Below are 18,925 nucleotides of genomic sequence, written 5' to 3'. Positions count from 1 at the left end.
GCACCCGGACGGTTCAGCGGCGAGGTCCCCCGGCCGGCTCGTCCGCAGCGGGGTCTCCGGCCTCGTCGTCCTCGCCCACCGTCGGACCCGGCCCCTGGTCGACCGGCGCATCCGCCGGTTCGTCGCCACGCCGGCCGCGTTCCCCCGCCTGCACCTCCGCGCCGCGCGGGGCGACCCCGAGCTCGTCGACGAACAGGTGCTCCGATGCCACGTGCCGGCGCCGGTAGGCGATCCGGCTGACCATGTGCGCGTTGACCGGTGCGGTGATCAGCTGGAACACCGCGACGAGCAGCAGCATCCAGGTCACCGACCAGCCGGTGAGCCGGATCGCCCCACCGATCATGATCAGCAGGACGCCCATGACCTGTGGCTTGGTGCCGGCGTGCATCCGGGACAGGACGTCGGGGAACCGCAGCAGGCCGACCCCGGCAGTGAGGCAGAGGAAGGCACCGACCAGCAGGAACGCTGCGGCGATCCAGTCGGCCACCGAGTCGAAGTCGTTCACGATCTGCCCCCGTCCTCGAGTCGCCTCAGTTGCTCAGCCGCCGGGGAGCCCCCCAGCTCCTCGTTGTCCTCTCCTGTGCGGATCAGCATGCCGCCGATGTAGCGGACGACGGAGATGGCGCCGACGAAGACCAGCAGGGCGACGACCACGAGGACCGGGACCACCGTGGGGTCCCGCTGCAGGGCCGCGTGCACCGCGAGGCCGACCGCGACGATGACCAGGATGGAGTCCGTGGCCACCACCCGGTCCAGCAGGGAGGGGCCCAGCGCCAACCGCACCATCGCCAGGAGGGCACCCAGCCCGAGCATGCCGTAGATGAGGACTGCCACCACGGTCATAGGGTCGGCTCCGCGGTGGCGGGAGCGGTGGCACGCTCCTGAGGTGGTTCCTGGTCCAGCCGGGCGATGTCCTCCGCGGACCCGAAGGCCCGCACCACCCGTCGCTCGGTCGCCAGCACCTCCGCGCGCTGGCGCTCGACGTCGGCCTCGTCGCCGACGTCCAGCACGTGGACGCCCAGCGCCATCCGCCGTCGGTCCAGGTCCAGCACCATCGACCCGGGGACCAACGTGAGGTTCTGGGAGATGATGCTGAGCAGCAGGTCCGAGTCGGTGCGCAACTGCACCCGGATGACCGCGCTCTGCCGGATGCCGCTGGGCCGCAGGGTCTGCCAGGCGACCTGGGCGCTGGACACGGTGAGGTTCACCAGGAAGTGGCCGATCAGGTAGAGCGCCGGCAGCGGGTGGATCCGGGCACCACCGGCGACCACGGGCAGGGGCAGGACGACGGTCACCGTCAGGGCGACCAGCACCCCGGTGATGAGGTTCGCCCAGGACCAGGTGCCCCACAGCAGGTTCCAGATCAGCACCAGCCAGATGAGCAGCGGTGCCCGGAGCCGCAACTGGCGGAGGGGTGAGTCGACGGTCACTCGTCCACCTCCGCGCCGTAGACGGCCTCGATGTAGGGCGTCCGCTCCCGCAGGTCCCCGGCGGCCCGTTCGGTCATCCCGTACAACGGCCCGGCGATCACCGTGAGACCGACGGTCAGCAGCACCATCGCGGTGGTGGCCGCCATCATCACCGCCGGCAGCGGACGCGTCGGCGTCCGGGAGTCCCCCGCCCTCCCGCTCGGCTGCCCCTCGCCCCCGGCAGGTGCCGCGGTCGCCACGGCGACGTGCCGCAGCCAGGCCCCCCGGCGTCCGGTCTGGCGGGCGGTGGTGGTCGAGGTCGCGCCGCCGGCCAGCCCCGCCGGCAGGGGCTCCTCAGCCGGCTCCTCGCCTCCCGCGGGGTCGTCCTCCTGGCCGTGCTCGGGGCCGGCGTCGCGGGCCGCCGCGGCGGCGGTGTCCGCCGAGGCGGCCTGCGTCGGCGGCCGCCAGAACGCCCGGGTCCAGACCCGCGACATGGCCACCAGGGTCAGGAGGCTGGTCACCACCGCGCCGCCCACCAGCACGTACACCTGCCAGCCGCCGACGGCGACCCCGGCGTCCAGCAGCCCCACCTTGCCGATGAAGCCGGAGAACGGGGGGATGCCGGCCAGGTTCATCGCCGGCACGAAGAAGAGCACCGCCAGCAACGGGGACGCGGTCGCGAGCCCACCGAGGCGCGCCGTCGACGTGGTGCCACCGCGCCGCTCGATCAACCCGGCGACCAGGAAGAGGGTCGTCTGGATGGCGATGTGGTGGACGACGTAGAAGATCGCACCGGCCAGGCCGGCCGTGGTCGCCAACGCGATCCCGAAGACCATGTACCCGATGTGGCTGACCAGCGTGAAGGAGAGGATCCGCCGGATGTCGGTCTGCGCGACCGCGCCGAGGATGCCGACCAGCATGGTGGCCAGCGCAGCCCACATGAGCACGTCGTCGAGGGCGCCGTCGGGGAACAGCAGCGTCTGGGTGCGGATGATCGCGTAGACGCCGACCTTGGTCAGCAGACCGGCGAACACGGCGGTGACCGGGGCCGGAGCGGTCGGGTAGCTGTCCGGCAGCCAGGCCGACAGCGGGAACACCGCCGCCTTGATGCCGAAGGCGATCAGCAGCATCGACTGCAGCATCAGCTGGGTGCCGGCCGGGAGCTCGCCGATCCGGCCGGCCAGCTGCGCCAGGTTGACCGTGCCGGTCGCGGCGTAGACCAGCGCGATCGACGCCAGGAAGAGCAGGGAGCTGAGCAGGCTCACCACGACGTAGGTGATCCCGGCCCGGATCCGCGGCGCGGAGCCCCCCAGGGTGAGGAGGACGTAGCTGGAGGTCAGCAGCACCTCGAAGCCCACGTAGAGGTTGAACAGGTCCCCGGCCAGGAAGGCGTAGCTCACACCGGCCATCAGGACCAGGAACGTCGGGTGGAAGATCGACAGCGGCGTCTCCTCGTCGCCGTCGGCCGTGCCCTGGCCCACGGCGAACACGAGCACGCCGAGCCCCACCGTGCTGGCCACCACCAGCATCAGCGCCGAGAGCCGGTCGACGACGAGCATGATCGCCACCGGGACCGGCCAGTCACCCACGGCGACCGCAGCCGCCCCCTCTGCATCGGCGATGAGCAGCAGGGCGACCGACACCCCGACCACGCCGGCCAGCACCGCGATGCTGACCGTGCGCTGCACCCGGGGGTGCCGGCCGACGAGCAGGGCGGCGGCGGCCCCGAGCAACGGCAGCAGCACCGGCAGCGGCGCGAGGTCGCCGATCACTGCTCGCCCCGCCGGGTCGGTGGGAGTGCGATGTCGTCGGAGGCGAACCCGTCGTACCGGCGCGCCAGCTGCTCCTCGACGTCGACGTCGGAGTGCAGGGTGTTCCCCTTCCCAGCCGGACGGTCCTCCGTGCGGAGCCCGTTCGGGTCGATGTCGTCGGGGTCCACGTCGTCGGCGTCCATGCCCTGCCGGGCAGCCACCCGCCGGTCCTCCTCGTCGACCTCGATGACCTCCTGCCGGACCAGCCGCCAGGACCGGTGCACCATCGCCAGCAGGAACGCGGTGACGCCGAAGGTGATCACGATGGCGGTCAGCACGAGTGCCTGCGGCAGCGGGTCGCTCATCTCCTCGGGCTCGGCGTACCCGAAGAGCGGGGCCAGCATGGCCGGGCCGCTGGAGGACAGCAGCAGCAGGTTGGTCGCGTTGCCGAGCAGGATGAAGCCCAGGATCACCCGGGTGAGGCTGCGGTCCAGCAGCAGGTAGACACCGGCCGCGTAGAGGCCACCGATCACGACCGGCAGCACGATGGTGGGGGTCATCGGGCGATCACCTCCTCGGGAGCGGTCTCGGCCGGGTCCTGCTGGTCCTCCTCGCCGTCCTGCTCGTCCTCCTGGCGGTCCTGCTCGGCGCCCAGGCTGCGGAGCACGTCCAGGACCAGGCCGACGACGATGAGGTAGACGCCGATGTCGAAGAACAGTGCGGTGGGCAGGCTCACGCTGCCGAACACCGGCACCTCGCCGGAGAAGTAGGCGGACTCGAGCGCTGCACCACCCAGCAGCAGGCTGATGATCCCGCTGCCGCCGGCCAGCAGCAGACCGCTGCCGAGCAGCAGGCCCGGCGACACCCGGGCTGCCTCGCCCAGCTCGTACCGGCCACCGGCCAGGTAGCGGAGCACCAGGGCCAGTCCGGCCACCAGCCCCCCGGCGAAACCGCCGCCGGGCTGGTTGTGCCCGGAGAACAGCAGGAACAGCGAGAAGACGACGATCGGGTGGAACAGGAAACGGGTGGCCACCTCGAGCACCACCGAACGCCGCTGGGGCGCGAGGCTGGAGCTGGCCGAGAGCCACCGGCTCTTCGGCGCCCGCCGGGCCTCCGTCGGGTCGGCTCCGGACGTGTGCTCGTCCCCCGGCCGGTCGACCGCTCCGGTCCGGCTGCGGAGGAAGACCAGGCTGGCCACGCCGGTGGCCGCCACGACCAGCACCGACAGCTCGCCCAGGGTGTCCCAGGCGCGGATGTCGACGAGGATCACGTTGACCACGTTCTCCCCGTGCCCCTCGATCAGCGCGAGCTCCGGGATGTCCGCGGAGACCGGCGTGGCGGTGCGCGCGCTCAGCGCAGCGGCACCGACACCTGCCATCAGCACGCCGGCCGAGATGGCCAGCACCGCCCGGATCGTCCGCTCGGCGGGGCGGTGCCGCTCGCTGATGTCCGAGGGGAGCTTGCGGAGCACCAGCACGAAGACCACCAGGCTGAGCGTCTCCACCAGGAACTGGGTCAGCGCCAGGTCCGGGGCACCGTGCAGGACGAAGAGCAGGGCCAGGCCGTATCCGGTCACGCCGACCACGAGGACGGCGGACAGCCGCTGCCGGAGGGGCACCGCCACGGCCGCGGCGATCAGCACGACCGCACCCACCAGCGCCTGCAGGGGCGTGTCCCAGGCCCGCCACTCCTGCGGCCAGGGCGCCTGGAACAGCAGCACGGACCCCGGCAGCGCCAGGACGACGACGAGGATGGTGCCCAGGTAGGCGGGCAGCGACCCGCGCTGCGTCGTCCCGGTCACCAGCACGGCGAGCCGGTCGAGGCCCTGCAGGACGTTCCAGTAGCCCTCGTCGGCGGAGGCGCCCACGGCCAGCCGGTGCTGCAGCCGCAGGAACGGCGCCCGCAGGGCGAACAGCGCGGCGCCACCGAGCAGGGTGACCGCGGACAGCGCGAGCGCCGGCTGGAGGCCGTGCCAGAGCGCCAGGTGCTCGGCTTCCGGGGCGATCAGGGTCAGGGTCTCGGCGTAGGCGGCCACCAGGTGGTCCAGCACCGGGCTGGCCGGGCCGGCCACGAGCCCGGCGAGCGCGAGGACGGCGGGTGCGGCGAGGAACAGCGGCCCGGGGTGGTGCTCCAGCTCTGCCGGCGCGGTCTCCGGCAGGCCCGGCTTCCGCGCGAACGCGCCCCACAGGTACCGGGCGCAGTACGCGGCGGTGAACACCGACCCCAGCACCAGGCCGACCAGGACGACGACGGCGCTGACCCGGTCGGGCAGCCCGCCCTCCCACAGCGCGGTGAACGCCGCCTCCTTGCCCACGAAGCCCAGGAACGGGGGCAGCCCGACCAGGCTCGCGGCCGCCAGCGTGGCGATGCCGGCCAGGACGGGCATCCGCCGTCCGAGGCCGGAGAGCAGGCGCAGGTCACGCACCCCGGTCGCGTGGTCGATCACCCCGACGGAGAGGAACAACGTCGACTTGCTCAGCGCGTGCGCGATGGTCATCGCCAGGCCGGCCGCGGCCAGCTCCTGGCTGCCGGCGCCGACCAGGGTGATGAGGAAGCCCAGCTGGCTGACCGTGCTGAAGGCCAGCAGGAGCTTGAGGTCGTTCTGCCGCAGTGAGCGCCAGCCACCGATCAGCATGGTGGCCACGCCGAGCCCCAGCACGACCGGCCGCCAGCCGGGGACGTCGGCCAGGCCGGGGGCGAGCCGCGCGACCAAGTAGATGCCGGCCTTCACCATCGCGGCGGCGTGCAGGTAGGCGCTGACCGGGGTCGGCGCCTCCATCGCGGCCGGCAGCCAGAAGTGGAAGGGCACCATCGCCGACTTGGTGACCGCGCCGGCCAGGACGAGCATCGTGCCGGCCACCATCACCGCGCCACTGCCCGGGTCGGTGACGATCTCCGACAGCAGGCGGCTGCCGCTGGCCGAGGAGATCATCAGCAGCCCGACGAGCATCGCCAGGCCGCCGGCGGTGGTGAGCAGCAGCGCCTGGCTGGCCGCCCGCCGTCCGGCCAGCTTGGCCCCCGAGCCGCCGATCAGCAGGAACGAGAAGACGGTGGTGAGCTCCCAGAAGACGTAGAGCAGCAGCACGTCGTCGGCCAGCACCAGGCCGAGCATGGAACCGGCGAAGGCGGTCATGACGCCGGCGAACCGGCCGACGCCCTCCTCGTCGGGCTCGAAGTAGCGCGCGCAGTAGACCAGCACCAGCGCGCCGACCCCGGTGACCAGGGCGGCGAAGGTCAGCGCCAGGGCGTCCAGCCGCAGGGCGATCTGCAGGTCGAGCGCCGGGATCCAGGTGAACGTCTCCCGGACGGCTCCCCCGCCGACGACGGTCCCCAGCTGGGTCAGCGCCCACCCGAACGCGGCGGCCGGGACCAGGGCGAGGGCCAGGAACGCCTGTCGCCCCCACCACCGCACGAGCAGCGGAGCTCCGACCGCGGCGAGGAGGTGGAGCAGGAGCAGCAGGCCCAACGGGTCCCTTTCCGGTCGTTCTCAGGCAGGCGGGCAGCAGCGCGCCCGTCGATCAGCGCGTTCGAGCGTTGCGTCCCATCCTCCTGGGCGCCGCCGGTCGCGGCGACTCGAACGGTCGCACCCCAGGCCGGCCGTGAGCGCGCTCACGGCCGGCCTGGGGTGGTGCCCGGTCAGGCGTCGGCGACCTCCGCCGCGGCCAGCCAGTCGGTCTCCACCTGTTCCTTCTCCGCCTGCAGCGCCTTGAGCTGGGCGTCGAGCTCGGCCGCCCGGCCGTAGTCGGTGGCGGCTGCGGCGAGCTGCTCGTGCAGCTTCTTCTCGTCGGCGTCGAGCTTGAGCATCCGGCGCTCCAGCCGGGACGCCTCCTTGCGGGCGGCCCGGGAGTCCGCCGCGCTGTGCGCCGGGGCCGAGGAGCTGCCCACCGGAGCCGCGGCACCGGACCCGGGCAGCGCGGCCTCTCCCGCGGCGCGGCGCCGCAGGTACTCCTCCACCCCGCCGGGCAGCGCGGCCAGCGAGCCGTCGCCCATCAGTGCGACCACCGAGTCACAGACCCGGTCGACGAAGTACCGGTCGTGGCTGACCACCAGCACGGTGCCGGGGAAGCTGTCGAGCAGGTCCTCCAGCGCGGTCAGCGTGTCGATGTCCAGGTCGTTCGTCGGCTCGTCGAGCAGCAGCACGTTGGGCTCGGCCATCAGCAGCCGCAGCAGCTGCAGCCGGCGCCGCTCGCCGCCGGAGAGGTCGCCCACCGGCGTCCACTGCCGGTTGGCGGCGAACCCGAACCGCTCGGCCAACGTGGACGCGGAGATCTCCTGGTTGCCGATCTTGGCGATCCGGGCGACGTCCTGCACCGCCTCCAGCACCCGCTGCCGGGGGTCCAGCTCGGTGACGTGCTGGGACAGGTACGCCGCCGACACCGTCTGGCCGACGACGACGCGCCCGGCGTCGGGCTGCGCCTCGCCGACGAGCAGCTTGAGCAGCGAGGTCTTGCCCGCACCGTTGACGCCGACGACGCCGATCCGGTCGCCCGGGCCGACGTGCCAGGTGAGGTCGTGGAAGAGGGTGCGCTCCCGCGGCCCGCCCGGGTCGGCCGGACCCGCCGGGTCCTCGGCGTCGTCGCCGCGGCCGCGCACCGTGTAGGTGACGTCCTCGACGTCGTAGACCGTCTTGCCCAGCCGCCGGGCGGCGAAGCCGGCCAGCGCCATGGTGTCGCGGGCGGGCGGCTCGTCGGCGATCAGCGCCTGGGCCGCCTCGATCCGGAACTTCGGCTTGCTGGTGCGGGCCGGCGGGCCCCGACGCAGCCAGGCCAGCTCCTTGCGCACCAGGTTGAGCCGGCGCTCCTCGGTCACGTTGGCGATCCGGGAGCGCTCGGCGCGGGCCAGCGTGTAGGCGGAGTAGCCGCCCTCGTAGGCGTGCACGCTGCCGTCGGCGACCTCCCACGTGGTGGTGGAGACCTCGTCGAGGAACCAGCGGTCGTGGGTGACGACGATCAGGCCACCGGTGCGGGCCTTCACGTACTCGGCCAGCCAGGCCACGCCCTCGACGTCGAGGTGGTTGGTCGGCTCGTCGAGCACCAGCAGGTCCAGCGGGCGGATCAGCTGGGCGGCCAGCGCGACCCGGCGCCGCTCCCCGCCGGACATCGGGGCGACCGGGGAGTCCAGCCCGATCCGGTCCAGCTCCAGGCCGGTCAGCACGGAGCGGACGGCGGCGTCCCCGGCCCACTCGTGCTCGGCGGCGAACCGGGAGGGCGGCAGGACGACGTCGCGCACCGTCGTCCCGGGCGGCAGCGTGCCGGTCTGGTCGAGGACGCCCATCGCCAGGTCACTGCGGCGGGTGACCCGGCCGGAGTCGGGTTCCTGGGTGCCGGTGAGGACGCCGAGCAGGGTGGACTTGCCCCCGCCGTTGCGGCCGACCACGCCGATCCGCTCACCGGCCGCGACCCCGAGGGAGACGTCGTCGAGGATGACCGTCGTGCCGTGTGCCTTGTGCACCCGTTCGAGGTTGACCAGGTTCAGGGGTGCGCTCATCACCACCCAGCATCCCAGGTCCGCGGGACCGGCTCCCGCCAGCCCGCGGCGGCCGGGTCGTCAGCGCCGCCAGAACAGGTGGTGGGTCACCCCGCTCGGGCTGGGGACGACCTCGTGGTGGAACCGGTCGAGCAGCTCGTCGGGCGACGTCCACAGCCGCGACCCGGCGCCGAGCTCGACCGGTGCCACGGCCACGTGCACGGTGTCGACCAGGTCGGCGTCCAGGAACTGCCGGATGGTGGTGGCTCCCCCGCCGAGCCGGACGTCGCGGCCGTCGGCCGCCGCCTTCGCCTGCTCGAGGACCGTGGCCGGCTCGCCGCTGACGAAGTGGAACGTCGTGTCCGACAGCGAGAAGGAGGGCCGCGGGTGGTGGGTCAGCACGAACACCGGCGTGTGGAACGGCGGCTCGTCCCCCCACCAGCCCCGCCACTCGTGGTCGCGCCACGGTCCGCGCACGGGCCCGAACTTGTTCCGGCCCATGATCTCGGCGCCGATGTTGCGCCCGAACTCACGCATGAAGAGGTCGTCCAGGCCGCGGGTGCCGCCGGGCTCGGTGCGGTTGGGCCAGCTCGCGGTGGCGAAGGCCCAGGCACCCAGCACCGCCGGGTCGGCGTGGCCGAACGGCCGCTCCAGGCTCTGGTGCTCTCCGGCACCGAAGCCGTCGCTGGACAGCATGACGTTGTGGACCCTGAGCAGCTGCTGCACGGAACCCTCCTCTGACGTGGTCGCTGTCAGGAGAGACCGGCGCCGACGGCAGGACTCATCGCCGCCGGCTCAGGCGAGCCGGGTGACCTCCACGGTCACGCTCGAGCCCTCGCTCCGGGGGCCGGAGAAGATGCCCTTGAGCGGGGGGACGTCGGAGTAGTCGCGCCCCCGGGCCAGGGTGACGTGCCGGGGTCCGATCTCCACCGAGTTCGTCGGGTCGTAGCCGTACCAGCCGCCGTCCCACCACTCCACCCAGGCGTGGCTCTCCCCGGTGACCGACTGCCCGATCGCCGCCGCGGGCTGGGGGTGCAGGTACCCGGAGACGTACCGGGCGGGCAGGCCCAGGGCACGTAGCAGGCCCACCGAGACGTGCGAGATGTCCTGGCAGACGCCCTTGCGGTGCGTCCACGCCTGCATCGCGTTGGTCTTCACGTTGGTCGAGCCGGCCAGGTACGCCATGTGCTCGTGCACGAAGTCGCAGACCAGGTGCGCGGCCTCGCGTGGCCCGGCGTCCCCGACGACGGCCCGCACCTCGGCGACCACCGGGTCGTCCATCGCGGTGAGCGGGGTCGGGCGCAGCATCTCCCCGTACCGGTCGCGCAGGTCTGGGGTGGCGAGGTCGGCCCAGTCGACCGCCTCCGGGACGTGCGGTTCCGGCCCGGCCTCCACCTCCGAGGTGGCCTGCACGACGAGCTCGGTGTGCGGGCCGTGGGTGTCGAACGCGGTGACCGTCGCCCCCCAGTAGTCGCGGTAGGCGTGCACCGTGGCCAGCGGCTCGATCTCCACGCGGGAGCGCAGCGTGGTCTGCCGGCTGCTGTTCTCCGGGGTCATCCGCGCCTCGTTGTAGGAGGAGCGGACCGGCCCGCCGTAGCGGAACGCGCTGCGGTGCACGACCTGCAGCCGCCAGCGGTCCCCCGGGACCCGCACCGGGCCGGACTGGACCTGCGACTGCGACTGGCTCTGGCGCTGCGGCACCGTGCTCACCCCGCGCCTTCCGGCACCCAGACCTGCGGTGCCTGTTCGGTGAAGAACCGGTTGGTGACCGCCTCGCTGGCCGCCGAACAGGTGCGCTGCAGCTCGTCGAGCCGGGCCGGCAGCCGCGCCAGGATCTCGTCGGTCTGCATGAACTCCAGCATCGTCCGGGCGCGGCCGACGATCCGGTGTGCCTCGCCGGCGACGCCGATCCGGTGGCCCTCGCGCACGTTCACCCGCTCCAGCTCGGCCAGGCACCCCTCCGCGCGCTCCAGCGAGGCGAACACCGAGCGCGGGAAGAGGCGGTCCAGCAGCAGGAACTCCGCCGCGCGGCTGGAGTTCACCGCTCCCCGGTAGGTGCGCAGGTAGGGCTCGTAGGCGCCGGTCGAACGCAGCACGAGGGTCCAGGACGGCGCGGCGTCACCGGCCAGCACCCGGGTGGACAGCATCCGGGCGGTCATGTCGACCCGCTCCAGCGACCGGCCCAGGACGAGGAACAGCCAGCCCTCGTCGCGGCTCATCGTGGCGTCGGCCAGGCCGAAGACCATCGCCGAGCGCTCCCGGACGAACCGGAACATCGAGTGCGGGCCGTACCGGCGGGCCATGGTGCGCTGCTGGGGCAGGGCGTTGTGGGTGACGTTGAGCGACTCCCAGATCTCTGCCGACAGCACCTCCCGGGCGCCGCGCGCGTTCTCCCGGGCGGCCGACAACGCCCCGGTGATCGAGCTGGGGCTGGCCCGGTCGAAGGCCAGCGTGGCCAGCACCCGCTCGGTGTCGGCCTCCTCGGGCGGGCAGGGCACCCCCATCAGCGCCAGCAGGTTGGCGCAGGCCTTCTGCTCGTCGATCCACGGGTCCTCGACCAGCCGCTGGGTGTGCACGTCGAGGATGCGGGCGGTGTCGTCGGCGCGCTCGACGTAGCGGCCGATCCAGAACAGCGACTCCGCGATCCGGCTCAGCACGGCGCACTCCCCCGGGGGCCAAAATCGCGACTTTGGCCCCTCGGAGCGTCCCCCAGCTCCGTCGGTGGGGCCAAAGTCGCGACTTTGGCCCTTTGCTGCTGCTGTTGCTGGGACTGGGCGAGGGCGTCGTCGTTGGGCGGGCCCGGGTCCTGGGCGGGCGGCTCGACGGGCAGGTCCTCGGTGGTGAACTCGATCCGGGTCACGTCGTGCTCGGGGGGCGGCTCGACCGCCGGCCGCGGCGGGGTGATCACCCAGGTGTCCTTGGAGCCCCCGCCCTGGCTGGAGTTGACCACCAGCTCCCCCTCGGGCAGCGCCACCCGGGTCAGCCCGCCGGGCAGCACCCAGACGTCGGTGCCGTCGTTGACCGCGAACGGCCGGAGGTCCACGTGCCGCGGCGCGATCCGGCCGTTGATCAGCGTCGGGGACGTCGAGAGGCCGATCGGCTTCTGCGCGATCCAGTCCCGCGGGCTGCTGCGCACCTTGACCGCGAGCTCCGCCAGCGTCTGCTCGTCGGCCCGCGGCCCGATCACGATGCCCTTGCCGCCGGAGCCGTCGACCGGCTTGAGCACCAGCTGGTCGAGGGAGGCGAGCACCCACTCGACGGTGTCCGGGTCGTCGAGCCGGTGGGTCTCGGCGTTGGCGAGCACCGGCTCCTCACCGAGGTAGTACCGGATGAGTTCGGGGACCCAGGTGTAGAGCAGCTTGTCGTCGGCGACACCGTTGCCCACCGCGTTGGCGATCGTGACCCGGCCGGCGCGGGCGGCGTTGAGCACCCCGGCGCAGCCGATCACCGAGTCGGAGCGGAAGTGCACCGGGTCCAGGAACTCGTCGTCGATCCGGCGGTAGATGACGTCGACCCGCTGCTGGCCGTCCGTCGTCCGCATGCTGACCTGGCCGCCGGAGCAGACCAGGTCCCGGCCCTCGACCAGCTCGACGCCCATCTGCCGGGCGAGCAGCGCGTGCTCGAAGTAGGCGGAGTTGTAGACGCCGGGGGTCAGCAGCACGACCGTGGGGTCGCCGACCCCGGACGGCGCCGACGCCTTGAGCGCCGCGAGCAGCCGGCCCGGGTACTCCGCGACCGGCTGCACCCGGTGGTCGCCGAACAGCTCCGGCAGTACCGAGGTCATCGCCGCCCGGTTGGTGATCACGTAGCTGACCCCCGAGGGCGACCGGAGGTTGTCCTCCAGCACCCGGAAGTCACCGGCCTCGTCGCGCACCAGGTCGATGCCGCTGACGTGCACCCGGACGCCGTTGGGCGGGACCAGCCCGTGCGCGGCCCGGTGGAAGTGCGCGCTGGTGGTGACCACGCTGCGCGGCACGACCCGGTCGGTGAAGACCTCGCCGGCGCCGTAGACGTCGGCCAGGAACGCCTCGAGGGCATGCACCCGCTGGGTGACCCCGCGCTCGATCACCGACCACTCCTGGTGCCCGATCACCCGCGGCACGATGTCCAGCGGGAAGGGCTGCTCCTCCCCGGCGTGGGCGAAGGTCACCCCGGCGTCGCGGTAGGTCTGCGAGAGGACGTCGGCCCGTGCGGCCAGCTCCTCCCCCGACATCGGCTGCAGCGAGCTGAACAGGCCGGTGTAGGGGGCGCGGGGCTGGCCGGGGGCCGAGAACATCTCGTCCCACAGCTCCCCGAGCGGGTAGCCGTCGAACAGGTCCGCCATGGGACGAACCTAGACAGGCCGTGTGTCCCACGCGTTTCGACGCGACCGGGTCGTGACCTGGCGCAGGTGGGCGCCGCGCTCGCCCTCCCGCCCGACCGCGCCGTCCTCCCGCACCGATGGCTGACCCCCTGCACCAACGCTGGTGCGGGGGGACGGGCAGTGATCAGGTGACCTGATCACTGCTGGAGAGGTGCTCAGGCCGAGGCGCGGCGGACGAGCGAGGTGTGGCACACCCGGGACTCCGCCGGCTCGCCCACGCCCTCGATCTGGCGCAGCAGCAGCTCGGTGAGCAGCGGCGTCATGTCGGTCAGCGGCTGCGCGATCGTGGTCAGCGGCGGGTCGCACCGGGTGGCGACGGCGGCGTCGTCGAAGCCGACCACGGCGACGTCCTGGGGCACCCGCCGACCGGCGGCGCGCAGCGCGCCCAGTGCGCCCACCGCCATGGGGTCCGAGGCCACGAAGACCGCGTCGAGCTCGGGATCGCGGGCCAGCAACGACTCCATCGCCCGGGCACCCCCCACCTCGGTGAAGTCGCCCTCCGCCTCCAGTTCCGGGTGCACCTGCCGCCCGGCGGCGGTGAGCGCGGCGCGGTGGCCGGCGAGCCGGTCGACCCCGGCGATCATGTCCAGCGGCCCGGTGATCGTGGCGATCCGGTTGCGACCGGTGGCGATCAGGTGGGCCGTGGCCGCCTCGGCGCCGCCGCGGTTGTCGGCGTCGACGTAGGCGACCGCGCGGTCGTCGAAGGGCCGCCCGCACATGACCAGGGGCACGCCGGCCTCGGCGAGGATGTCGGGCAGCGGGTCGTTGCTGTGCACCGACATGAGGATCACGCCGTCGACGTGGCCCTGGCGGGCGTACCGGCCGATCTTCTGCTGTTCCCGCTCGTCCTGGGCGGTCAGCAGCACCAGGTTCAGGTCGGTGTCGGCCAGCGTCGCGGAGACCCCCCGTACGATGCTGGCGAAGAACGGGTCGGAGAAGACCTGGGTGTTGGGCTCGTTGAGCACCAGCGCGATGGTGTCGGTGCGCCGGGTGACCAGGCTGCGGGCCATCCGGTTGGGCACGTAGCGCAGCTCGGCGATCGCCGACCGCACCGCCGCCCGGGCCTCCGGGCTCACCCGCGGTGAGTCGTTGACCACCCGCGACACCGTGGCGCGGGACACGCCGGCGAGCACGGCGACCTCGTCCAGCGTGGGCGACGCCGGCCGCGTGCTCATGTCGGTCATGGGTCTCCAGTGCTCCGGGGGTGGTGACCATGGTGCACCGTGAGAGCGCTCCCGCACAGCCCTGATCCGTTACCCACCCGTTACTTGACAGCCTTGTGTGGCCCAGACCACTCTGTGCGCCACGGCCGTGAGAGCGTTCTCACGAACCCGGTGGACGATGCAGCGGAGCACGCGTCCCGGGCCGACCCAGGAGGTCAGATGTTCCATTCCACGAAGAGCAGGGCGGCGTGGGGAGCGGCCCTGGCCGCGGTCCTGCTGACCGCCGGCTGTGGCGGTTCCGACGACGCGAGCGCCGACGCCGCCGACTACGACCCCGACGCCCCGGTCACCCTGACCGTCGGCACGTTCGGCACCATGGACCTGGACAACGCGGGGCTCTACGACGAGTACATGGAGCTCCACCCGAACGTCACGATCAAGCAGAACAACGTCGCCCAGTCCGCGGCCTACTACAAGTCGCTGCAGACCCGGCTGGCCGCCAACTCCGGCCTCGACGACGTCCAGGCCCTGGAGATCGGCTTCATCGCCGACGTCGTGCGCAACCACGCCGACGCCTTCGTCGACTTCGCCGCGGAGGAGAACGCCGACGAGCTCGAGGGCAACTTCTACGACTGGAAGTGGGGCCAGGCCTCCACCGCCGACGGTGAGACGATCGCTCTCGGCACCGACATCGGCCCGCAGGCCATGTGCTACCGCAAGGACCTCTTCGAGCAGGCCGGCCTGCCCACCGACCGGGCCGAGGTCGCCGAGCTCTGGCCGACCTGGGAGGCGTACCTCGAGGTCGCGGAGCAGTACATGGCCTCCCCGACCAAGCCCGCCGACAGCGCTTTCGTCGACAGCCCGGCGAGCATCTTCTCCTCCTCGGTGTACCAGGGCGACCTGGCCTACAACGACGAGGAGGGCAACCCGATCCCGGCCGAGAGCGACGGCGTGCAGCAGGCGTGGGACTACGCCAGCCAGGCCGCCGACGAGGGGCTGACCGCCAACCTCAGCCAGTTCGGTGACGAGTGGAACGCCGCCTTCTCCAACGGTGCGTTCGCCACGATCGCCTGCCCGGCGTGGATGCTCGGGTACATCAACTCCCAGATGGGTGAGACCGGGGCCGGCCTCTGGGACATCGCCCCGCTGCCCGGCGCGGACGAGAGCGCCAGCAACTGGGGCGGCTCCTTCCTCGCCGTCCCGGAGGACGGCCCGAACGCCGAGGCGGCCAAGGACCTCGTCGAGTGGCTGACGGCTCCGGAGCAGCAGGTGAAGATGTTCACCCGCGCGGCGCACTTCCCCTCCAGCCCGCAGGCGGCGGAGGACCCCGAGGTCGTCGGCGCGACCAACGAGTACTTCAACGGCGCCCCCACCGGGGAGATCTTCGGTGAGTCGGCCGCGAACATCCAGCGCACCCCGATCGGCCCGTACGACACCCAGATCCAGGAGGCGTTCACCACGGCGCTGACCGACGTCGCCGCAGGTGGTGCCGAGATCGACGAGGGCTGGGACAACGCCCTCAAGGCCGCCCAGCAGGCAACCGGCGGCTGAGCCCACCCGGCTCAACGCACCGCCGACCGGACGCGGTGCCCGGGAGCGTCACCCGCTCCCGGGCACCTGCACCGGTCCCGCCGTCCCGGCCCGCTCGCGCCCCCGGGACCCGCCCGGCCCGATCCGCGCCCACCGACACCGTCGAGGACCCTGCATGACCATCGCGAGTGGCACCGTCCGGGAAGCGGCGATCGCCGCGCCACCACCCGCCTCCGCCGCCACCTCCCCCGCCCGCCCGCGCAAGCGTCGGCAGCTGACCCGCAACCGCTGGGGCTACGCCTACGTCGCACCGTTCTTCCTGGTGTTCGCGGCCTTCAGCCTCTACCCGTTCATGTACACCGCCTGGGTCTCGCTGCACGAGACCAGCCTGTCGAACATCAACGGCGGCACCTGGGTCGGGCTGGAGAACTACCGCAACCTGCTGCAGAGCGAGTTCTTCTGGAACGCCACCCGCAACACCTTCACCATCGGGATCCTGGCCACGGTGCCGCAGCTGTGCATGGCCCTGGGCCTGGCGCACCTGCTGAACTACAAGCTCCGCGGCCGCACCTTCTTCCGCACCGTGATGCTGATGCCCTACGCGACGTCCATCGCCGCCGCGACGCTCGTCTTCTCCCAGCTGTTCGGCCGCGACTACGGCCTGATCAACACGATGCTGGAGGCCGTCGGCCTGCAGGCGATCGACTGGGAGGCCGGGACGGTGAGCAGCCAGGTCGCCATCGCGGTGATCGTCACCTGGCGCTGGACCGGCTACAACGCGCTCATCTACCTGGCCGCGATGCAGTCGATCCCCGGCGAGCTGTACGAGGCCGCGGAGATCGACGGCGCGAGCAAGTGGAAGCAGTTCCTGCACGTGACGATCCCGTCGCTGCGCCCGACGATCCTGTTCACCATCGTCGTGTCGACCATCGGCGCCGTCCAGCTGTTCGGTGAGCCGCTGCTGTTCGCCGGCAACGGCACCACCTCCGGCGGCGCCTCGGGGCAGTACCAGACGCTCGGCCTGCTGATGTACCAGCAGGGCTGGAGCAACTTCCACATCGGTCAGGCAGCCACCACGGCCTGGGCAATGTTCATGATCATCCTGGTGATCGTGGGGGTAAACGCCGTCATCGGCCGCCTCCGCAACCGGGCAGACCGGTAGGAGACCGGCATGGCGACCCTCGCTCCCCCCGTTCCCGATGCCGGCCGGAGTCCTTCCCCCGCCGCACCCGCCACCCGCCGCCGGCACCGGGGCGGCAGCAAGGCCGGCAAGCCCGGCCCGGTCACCTACACGCTGCTGACCCTGGTGGCGCTGGTGTCGATCTTCCCGCTCTACTGGACGCTGGTGGCGGGCTCGCACACCAACGCCGAGATCGCCGCGACCCCGCCGCCGTTCCTGCCCAACGCCAGCCTGTTCGACAACTTCCAGGCAGCCCTCGAGCAGGCTCCGATCGGCAAGGCGATCCTCAACTCGGTCCTGGTCGCCGGCAGCATCACCGTCGGCACCGTGCTCTTCTGCACGCTGGCCGGGTTCGCCTTCGCCAAGCTCCAGTTCCGCGGCAAGGGCGTGCTGCTGGGCCTGGTGATCGGCACGATGATGGTGCCGACCCAGCTGGCGGTGATCCCGCTGTTCATGATGATCGCCGAGCTGCAGTGGGTGAACCAGCTGCAGGCGGTCATCCTGCCCACGCTGGTCAGCGCCTTCGGCGTCTTCTTCATGCGGCAGTACCTGATCTCCGCGCTGCCCAACGAACTGCTGGAGGCCGGCCGGGTCGACGGCGCCTCGACGTTCCGGATCTTCTGGTCGATCGTCGTCCCGGTCGCCCGGCCGGCGATGGCGGTGCTGGCGATGCTCACGTTCCTCACCGCCTGGAACGAGTTCTTCTGGCCGCTCATCGCGCTGACCACCGCGAACCCGACGGTGCAGGTGGCCCTCGCCGGGCTGGGCTCGGGCTACGTGCCGCAGCGCTCGGTGATCATGGCCGGCACGCTGCTGGGCACCCTGCCGGTCCTGATCGTCTTCACGATCCTGGGCAAGCAGATCGTCGGCGGCATCATGCAGGGCGCGGTGAAGGGATGACCCGCTGCGCAGCTCCGTCCTCCCCCTCCTCCCCCCTCTCGAGAGGTGCCTGACCATGGCCACCGTGTCCTTCCAGCAGGCCAGCCGGATCTACCCCAAGGCCGAACGACCGGCGGTCGACGCCCTGGACCTGGAGATCGCCGACGGCGAGTTCCTGGTCCTGGTCGGGCCCTCCGGGTGCGGCAAGTCCACGTCGCTGCGGATGCTCGCCGGGCTGGAGGAGGTCGACACCGGGTCGATCGTGATCGGCGACCGGGACGTCACCGACTCCCCGCCCAAGGAGCGGGACATCGCGATGGTGTTCCAGAACTACGCGCTCTACCCGCACATGACGGTGGAGGAGAACATGGGCTTCGCGTTGAAGCTCGCCGGCATCTCCAAGGACGAGCGGGCCACCCGGGTGCGCGAGGCGGCGAAGATCCTGGACCTGGAGCCCTACCTGGCCCGCCGCCCCAAGGCCCTCTCCGGTGGCCAGCGTCAGCGCGTGGCCATGGGCCGGGCGATCGTGCGCAACCCGCAGGTCTTCCTGATGGACGAGCCGCTGTCCAACCTCGACGCCAAGCTGCGGGTGCAGACCCGCACGCAGATCGCGGCCCTGCAGCGCCGGCTCGGCACCACCACCGTCTACGTCACCCACGACCAGGTCGAGGCGATGACCATGGGCGACCGGGTCGCGGTGCTCAAGGACGGCGTCCTGCAGCAGTGCGACACCCCCGGTGAGCTGTACGACCGGCCGGCCAACGTGTTCGTCGCCGGCTTCATCGGCTCGCCGGCGATGAACCTGGTCACCGGGGACGCCGTGGACGGCGGCGTCCAGGTCGGCAACGCGGTGCTGCCGGTGCCCCGCGAGCAGCTCACCCGGGCCGCGGCGAGCAACGGGAAGGTGACCGTCGGTTTCCGCCCCGAGGCCGTGCGCCTGGCCGGCCCCGGCGAGGGACTGCCGGTGCGGGTCGACGTGGTCGAGCAGCTGGGCTCGGACGCCTTCCTCTACACCTCGCTGGCCGACGCCCCGGACGACGTCCTGCACTCCGCCGACCTCGTGGTGCGCACCGAGCCGCGGTCGGCCGTCACGACCGGGCAGCAGCTCTGGCTCAGCACGGACCGAGGTGCCGTGCACGTGTTCGACGCCCAGACTCAGCAGCGGGTCGACTGACCGAGGACCC

The 18,925-nt window shown here is 72.4% G+C and carries 16 protein-coding genes; 4 read left to right on the top strand and 12 right to left on the bottom strand.

Annotated features, from left to right (window positions below; genetic code table 11):
• Positions 1-13: 13 nt before the first annotated feature.
• The 12 genes from mnhG to O2W20_RS12400 all read right to left on the bottom strand — a co-directional run bounded on the left by mnhG (position 14) and on the right by O2W20_RS12400 (position 14,173).
• Positions 14-505 (bottom strand): monovalent cation/H(+) antiporter subunit G, encoded by a 492-nt coding sequence (gene mnhG / locus O2W20_RS12455; RefSeq protein WP_269172306.1) that lies wholly within the window; start codon positions 503-505, stop codon positions 14-16.
• Positions 502-843 carry a monovalent cation/H+ antiporter complex subunit F gene (locus O2W20_RS12450; protein ID WP_269172307.1) on the bottom strand — a complete coding sequence of 114 codons (342 nt, stop codon included), beginning with the start codon at positions 841-843 and terminating at the stop codon, positions 502-504. The genes mnhG and O2W20_RS12450 overlap by 4 nt, the downstream gene beginning before the upstream one ends.
• Positions 840-1,430, bottom strand: coding sequence for a Na+/H+ antiporter subunit E (locus tag O2W20_RS12445; RefSeq protein ID WP_269172308.1), 591 nt, complete (start codon positions 1,428-1,430; stop codon positions 840-842). The genes O2W20_RS12450 and O2W20_RS12445 overlap by 4 nt, the downstream gene beginning before the upstream one ends.
• Positions 1,427-3,181, bottom strand: coding sequence for a Na+/H+ antiporter subunit D (locus O2W20_RS12440; RefSeq protein ID WP_269172309.1), 1,755 nt, complete (start codon positions 3,179-3,181; stop codon positions 1,427-1,429). Before O2W20_RS12440 ends, O2W20_RS12445 begins: the two co-directional genes overlap by 4 nt.
• Positions 3,178-3,720: a Na(+)/H(+) antiporter subunit C gene (locus O2W20_RS12435; protein WP_269172310.1), complete on the bottom strand. Its 543-nt coding sequence runs from the start codon at positions 3,718-3,720 to the stop codon at positions 3,178-3,180. The genes O2W20_RS12440 and O2W20_RS12435 overlap by 4 nt, the downstream gene beginning before the upstream one ends.
• The gene (locus O2W20_RS12430) at positions 3,717-6,626 is read right to left on the bottom strand and encodes a Na+/H+ antiporter subunit A (RefSeq protein WP_269172311.1); all 2,910 of its coding nucleotides are present in this window, start codon (positions 6,624-6,626) and stop codon (positions 3,717-3,719) included. The genes O2W20_RS12435 and O2W20_RS12430 overlap by 4 nt, the downstream gene beginning before the upstream one ends.
• Before the next feature lie 170 nt (positions 6,627-6,796).
• Positions 6,797-8,647, bottom strand: a complete 1,851-nt coding sequence (locus O2W20_RS12425) for an ABC-F family ATP-binding cassette domain-containing protein (RefSeq protein ID WP_269172312.1) — start codon at positions 8,645-8,647, stop codon at positions 6,797-6,799.
• A gap of 60 nt (positions 8,648-8,707) precedes the next feature.
• Positions 8,708-9,352, bottom strand: coding sequence for a dihydrofolate reductase family protein (locus O2W20_RS12420; RefSeq protein WP_269172313.1), 645 nt, complete (start codon positions 9,350-9,352; stop codon positions 8,708-8,710).
• Between the two features lie 69 nt (positions 9,353-9,421).
• Complete coding sequence (locus tag O2W20_RS12415) at positions 9,422-10,327, bottom strand: transglutaminase family protein (RefSeq protein ID WP_269172314.1); 906 nt, start codon at positions 10,325-10,327, stop codon at positions 9,422-9,424.
• Positions 10,328-10,332: 5 nt separating this feature from the next.
• Positions 10,333-11,283, bottom strand: coding sequence for an alpha-E domain-containing protein (locus O2W20_RS12410; RefSeq protein WP_269172315.1), 951 nt, complete (start codon positions 11,281-11,283; stop codon positions 10,333-10,335).
• Complete coding sequence (locus tag O2W20_RS12405; RefSeq protein WP_269172316.1) at positions 11,277-12,950, bottom strand: circularly permuted type 2 ATP-grasp protein; 1,674 nt, start codon at positions 12,948-12,950, stop codon at positions 11,277-11,279. The genes O2W20_RS12410 and O2W20_RS12405 overlap by 7 nt, the downstream gene beginning before the upstream one ends.
• 194 nt (positions 12,951-13,144) lie before the next feature.
• Entirely contained in the window at positions 13,145-14,173 is a 1,029-nt protein-coding gene (locus O2W20_RS12400) for a LacI family DNA-binding transcriptional regulator (RefSeq protein ID WP_269172317.1), read from the bottom strand.
• Between the two features lie 198 nt (positions 14,174-14,371).
• Here O2W20_RS12400 and O2W20_RS12395 point away from each other — a divergent pair, with 198 nt between their 5' ends.
• The 4 genes from O2W20_RS12395 to O2W20_RS12380 all read left to right on the top strand — a co-directional run bounded on the left by O2W20_RS12395 (position 14,372) and on the right by O2W20_RS12380 (position 18,915).
• Positions 14,372-15,703 carry an ABC transporter substrate-binding protein gene (locus O2W20_RS12395; RefSeq protein ID WP_269172318.1) on the top strand — a complete coding sequence of 444 codons (1,332 nt, stop codon included), beginning with the start codon at positions 14,372-14,374 and terminating at the stop codon, positions 15,701-15,703.
• Positions 15,704-15,857: 154 nt separating this feature from the next.
• The gene (locus tag O2W20_RS12390; RefSeq protein ID WP_269172319.1) at positions 15,858-16,844 is read left to right on the top strand and encodes a carbohydrate ABC transporter permease; all 987 of its coding nucleotides are present in this window, start codon (positions 15,858-15,860) and stop codon (positions 16,842-16,844) included.
• Between the two features lie 9 nt (positions 16,845-16,853).
• Positions 16,854-17,762, top strand: a complete 909-nt coding sequence (locus O2W20_RS12385) for a carbohydrate ABC transporter permease (RefSeq protein WP_269172320.1) — start codon at positions 16,854-16,856, stop codon at positions 17,760-17,762.
• 55 nt (positions 17,763-17,817) lie between these two features.
• Positions 17,818-18,915, top strand: a complete 1,098-nt coding sequence (locus tag O2W20_RS12380) for an ABC transporter ATP-binding protein (RefSeq protein WP_269172321.1) — start codon at positions 17,818-17,820, stop codon at positions 18,913-18,915.
• Positions 18,916-18,925 lie beyond the last annotated feature (10 nt).

The sequence above is a fragment of the Modestobacter sp. VKM Ac-2982 genome (assembly GCF_026967935.1).
In the GTDB taxonomy this organism is placed as follows: domain Bacteria; phylum Actinomycetota; class Actinomycetes; order Mycobacteriales; family Geodermatophilaceae; genus Modestobacter.
Note: the sequence above shows the minus strand (reverse complement) of the source record. Positions and strands in the feature narration are given on the sequence as shown.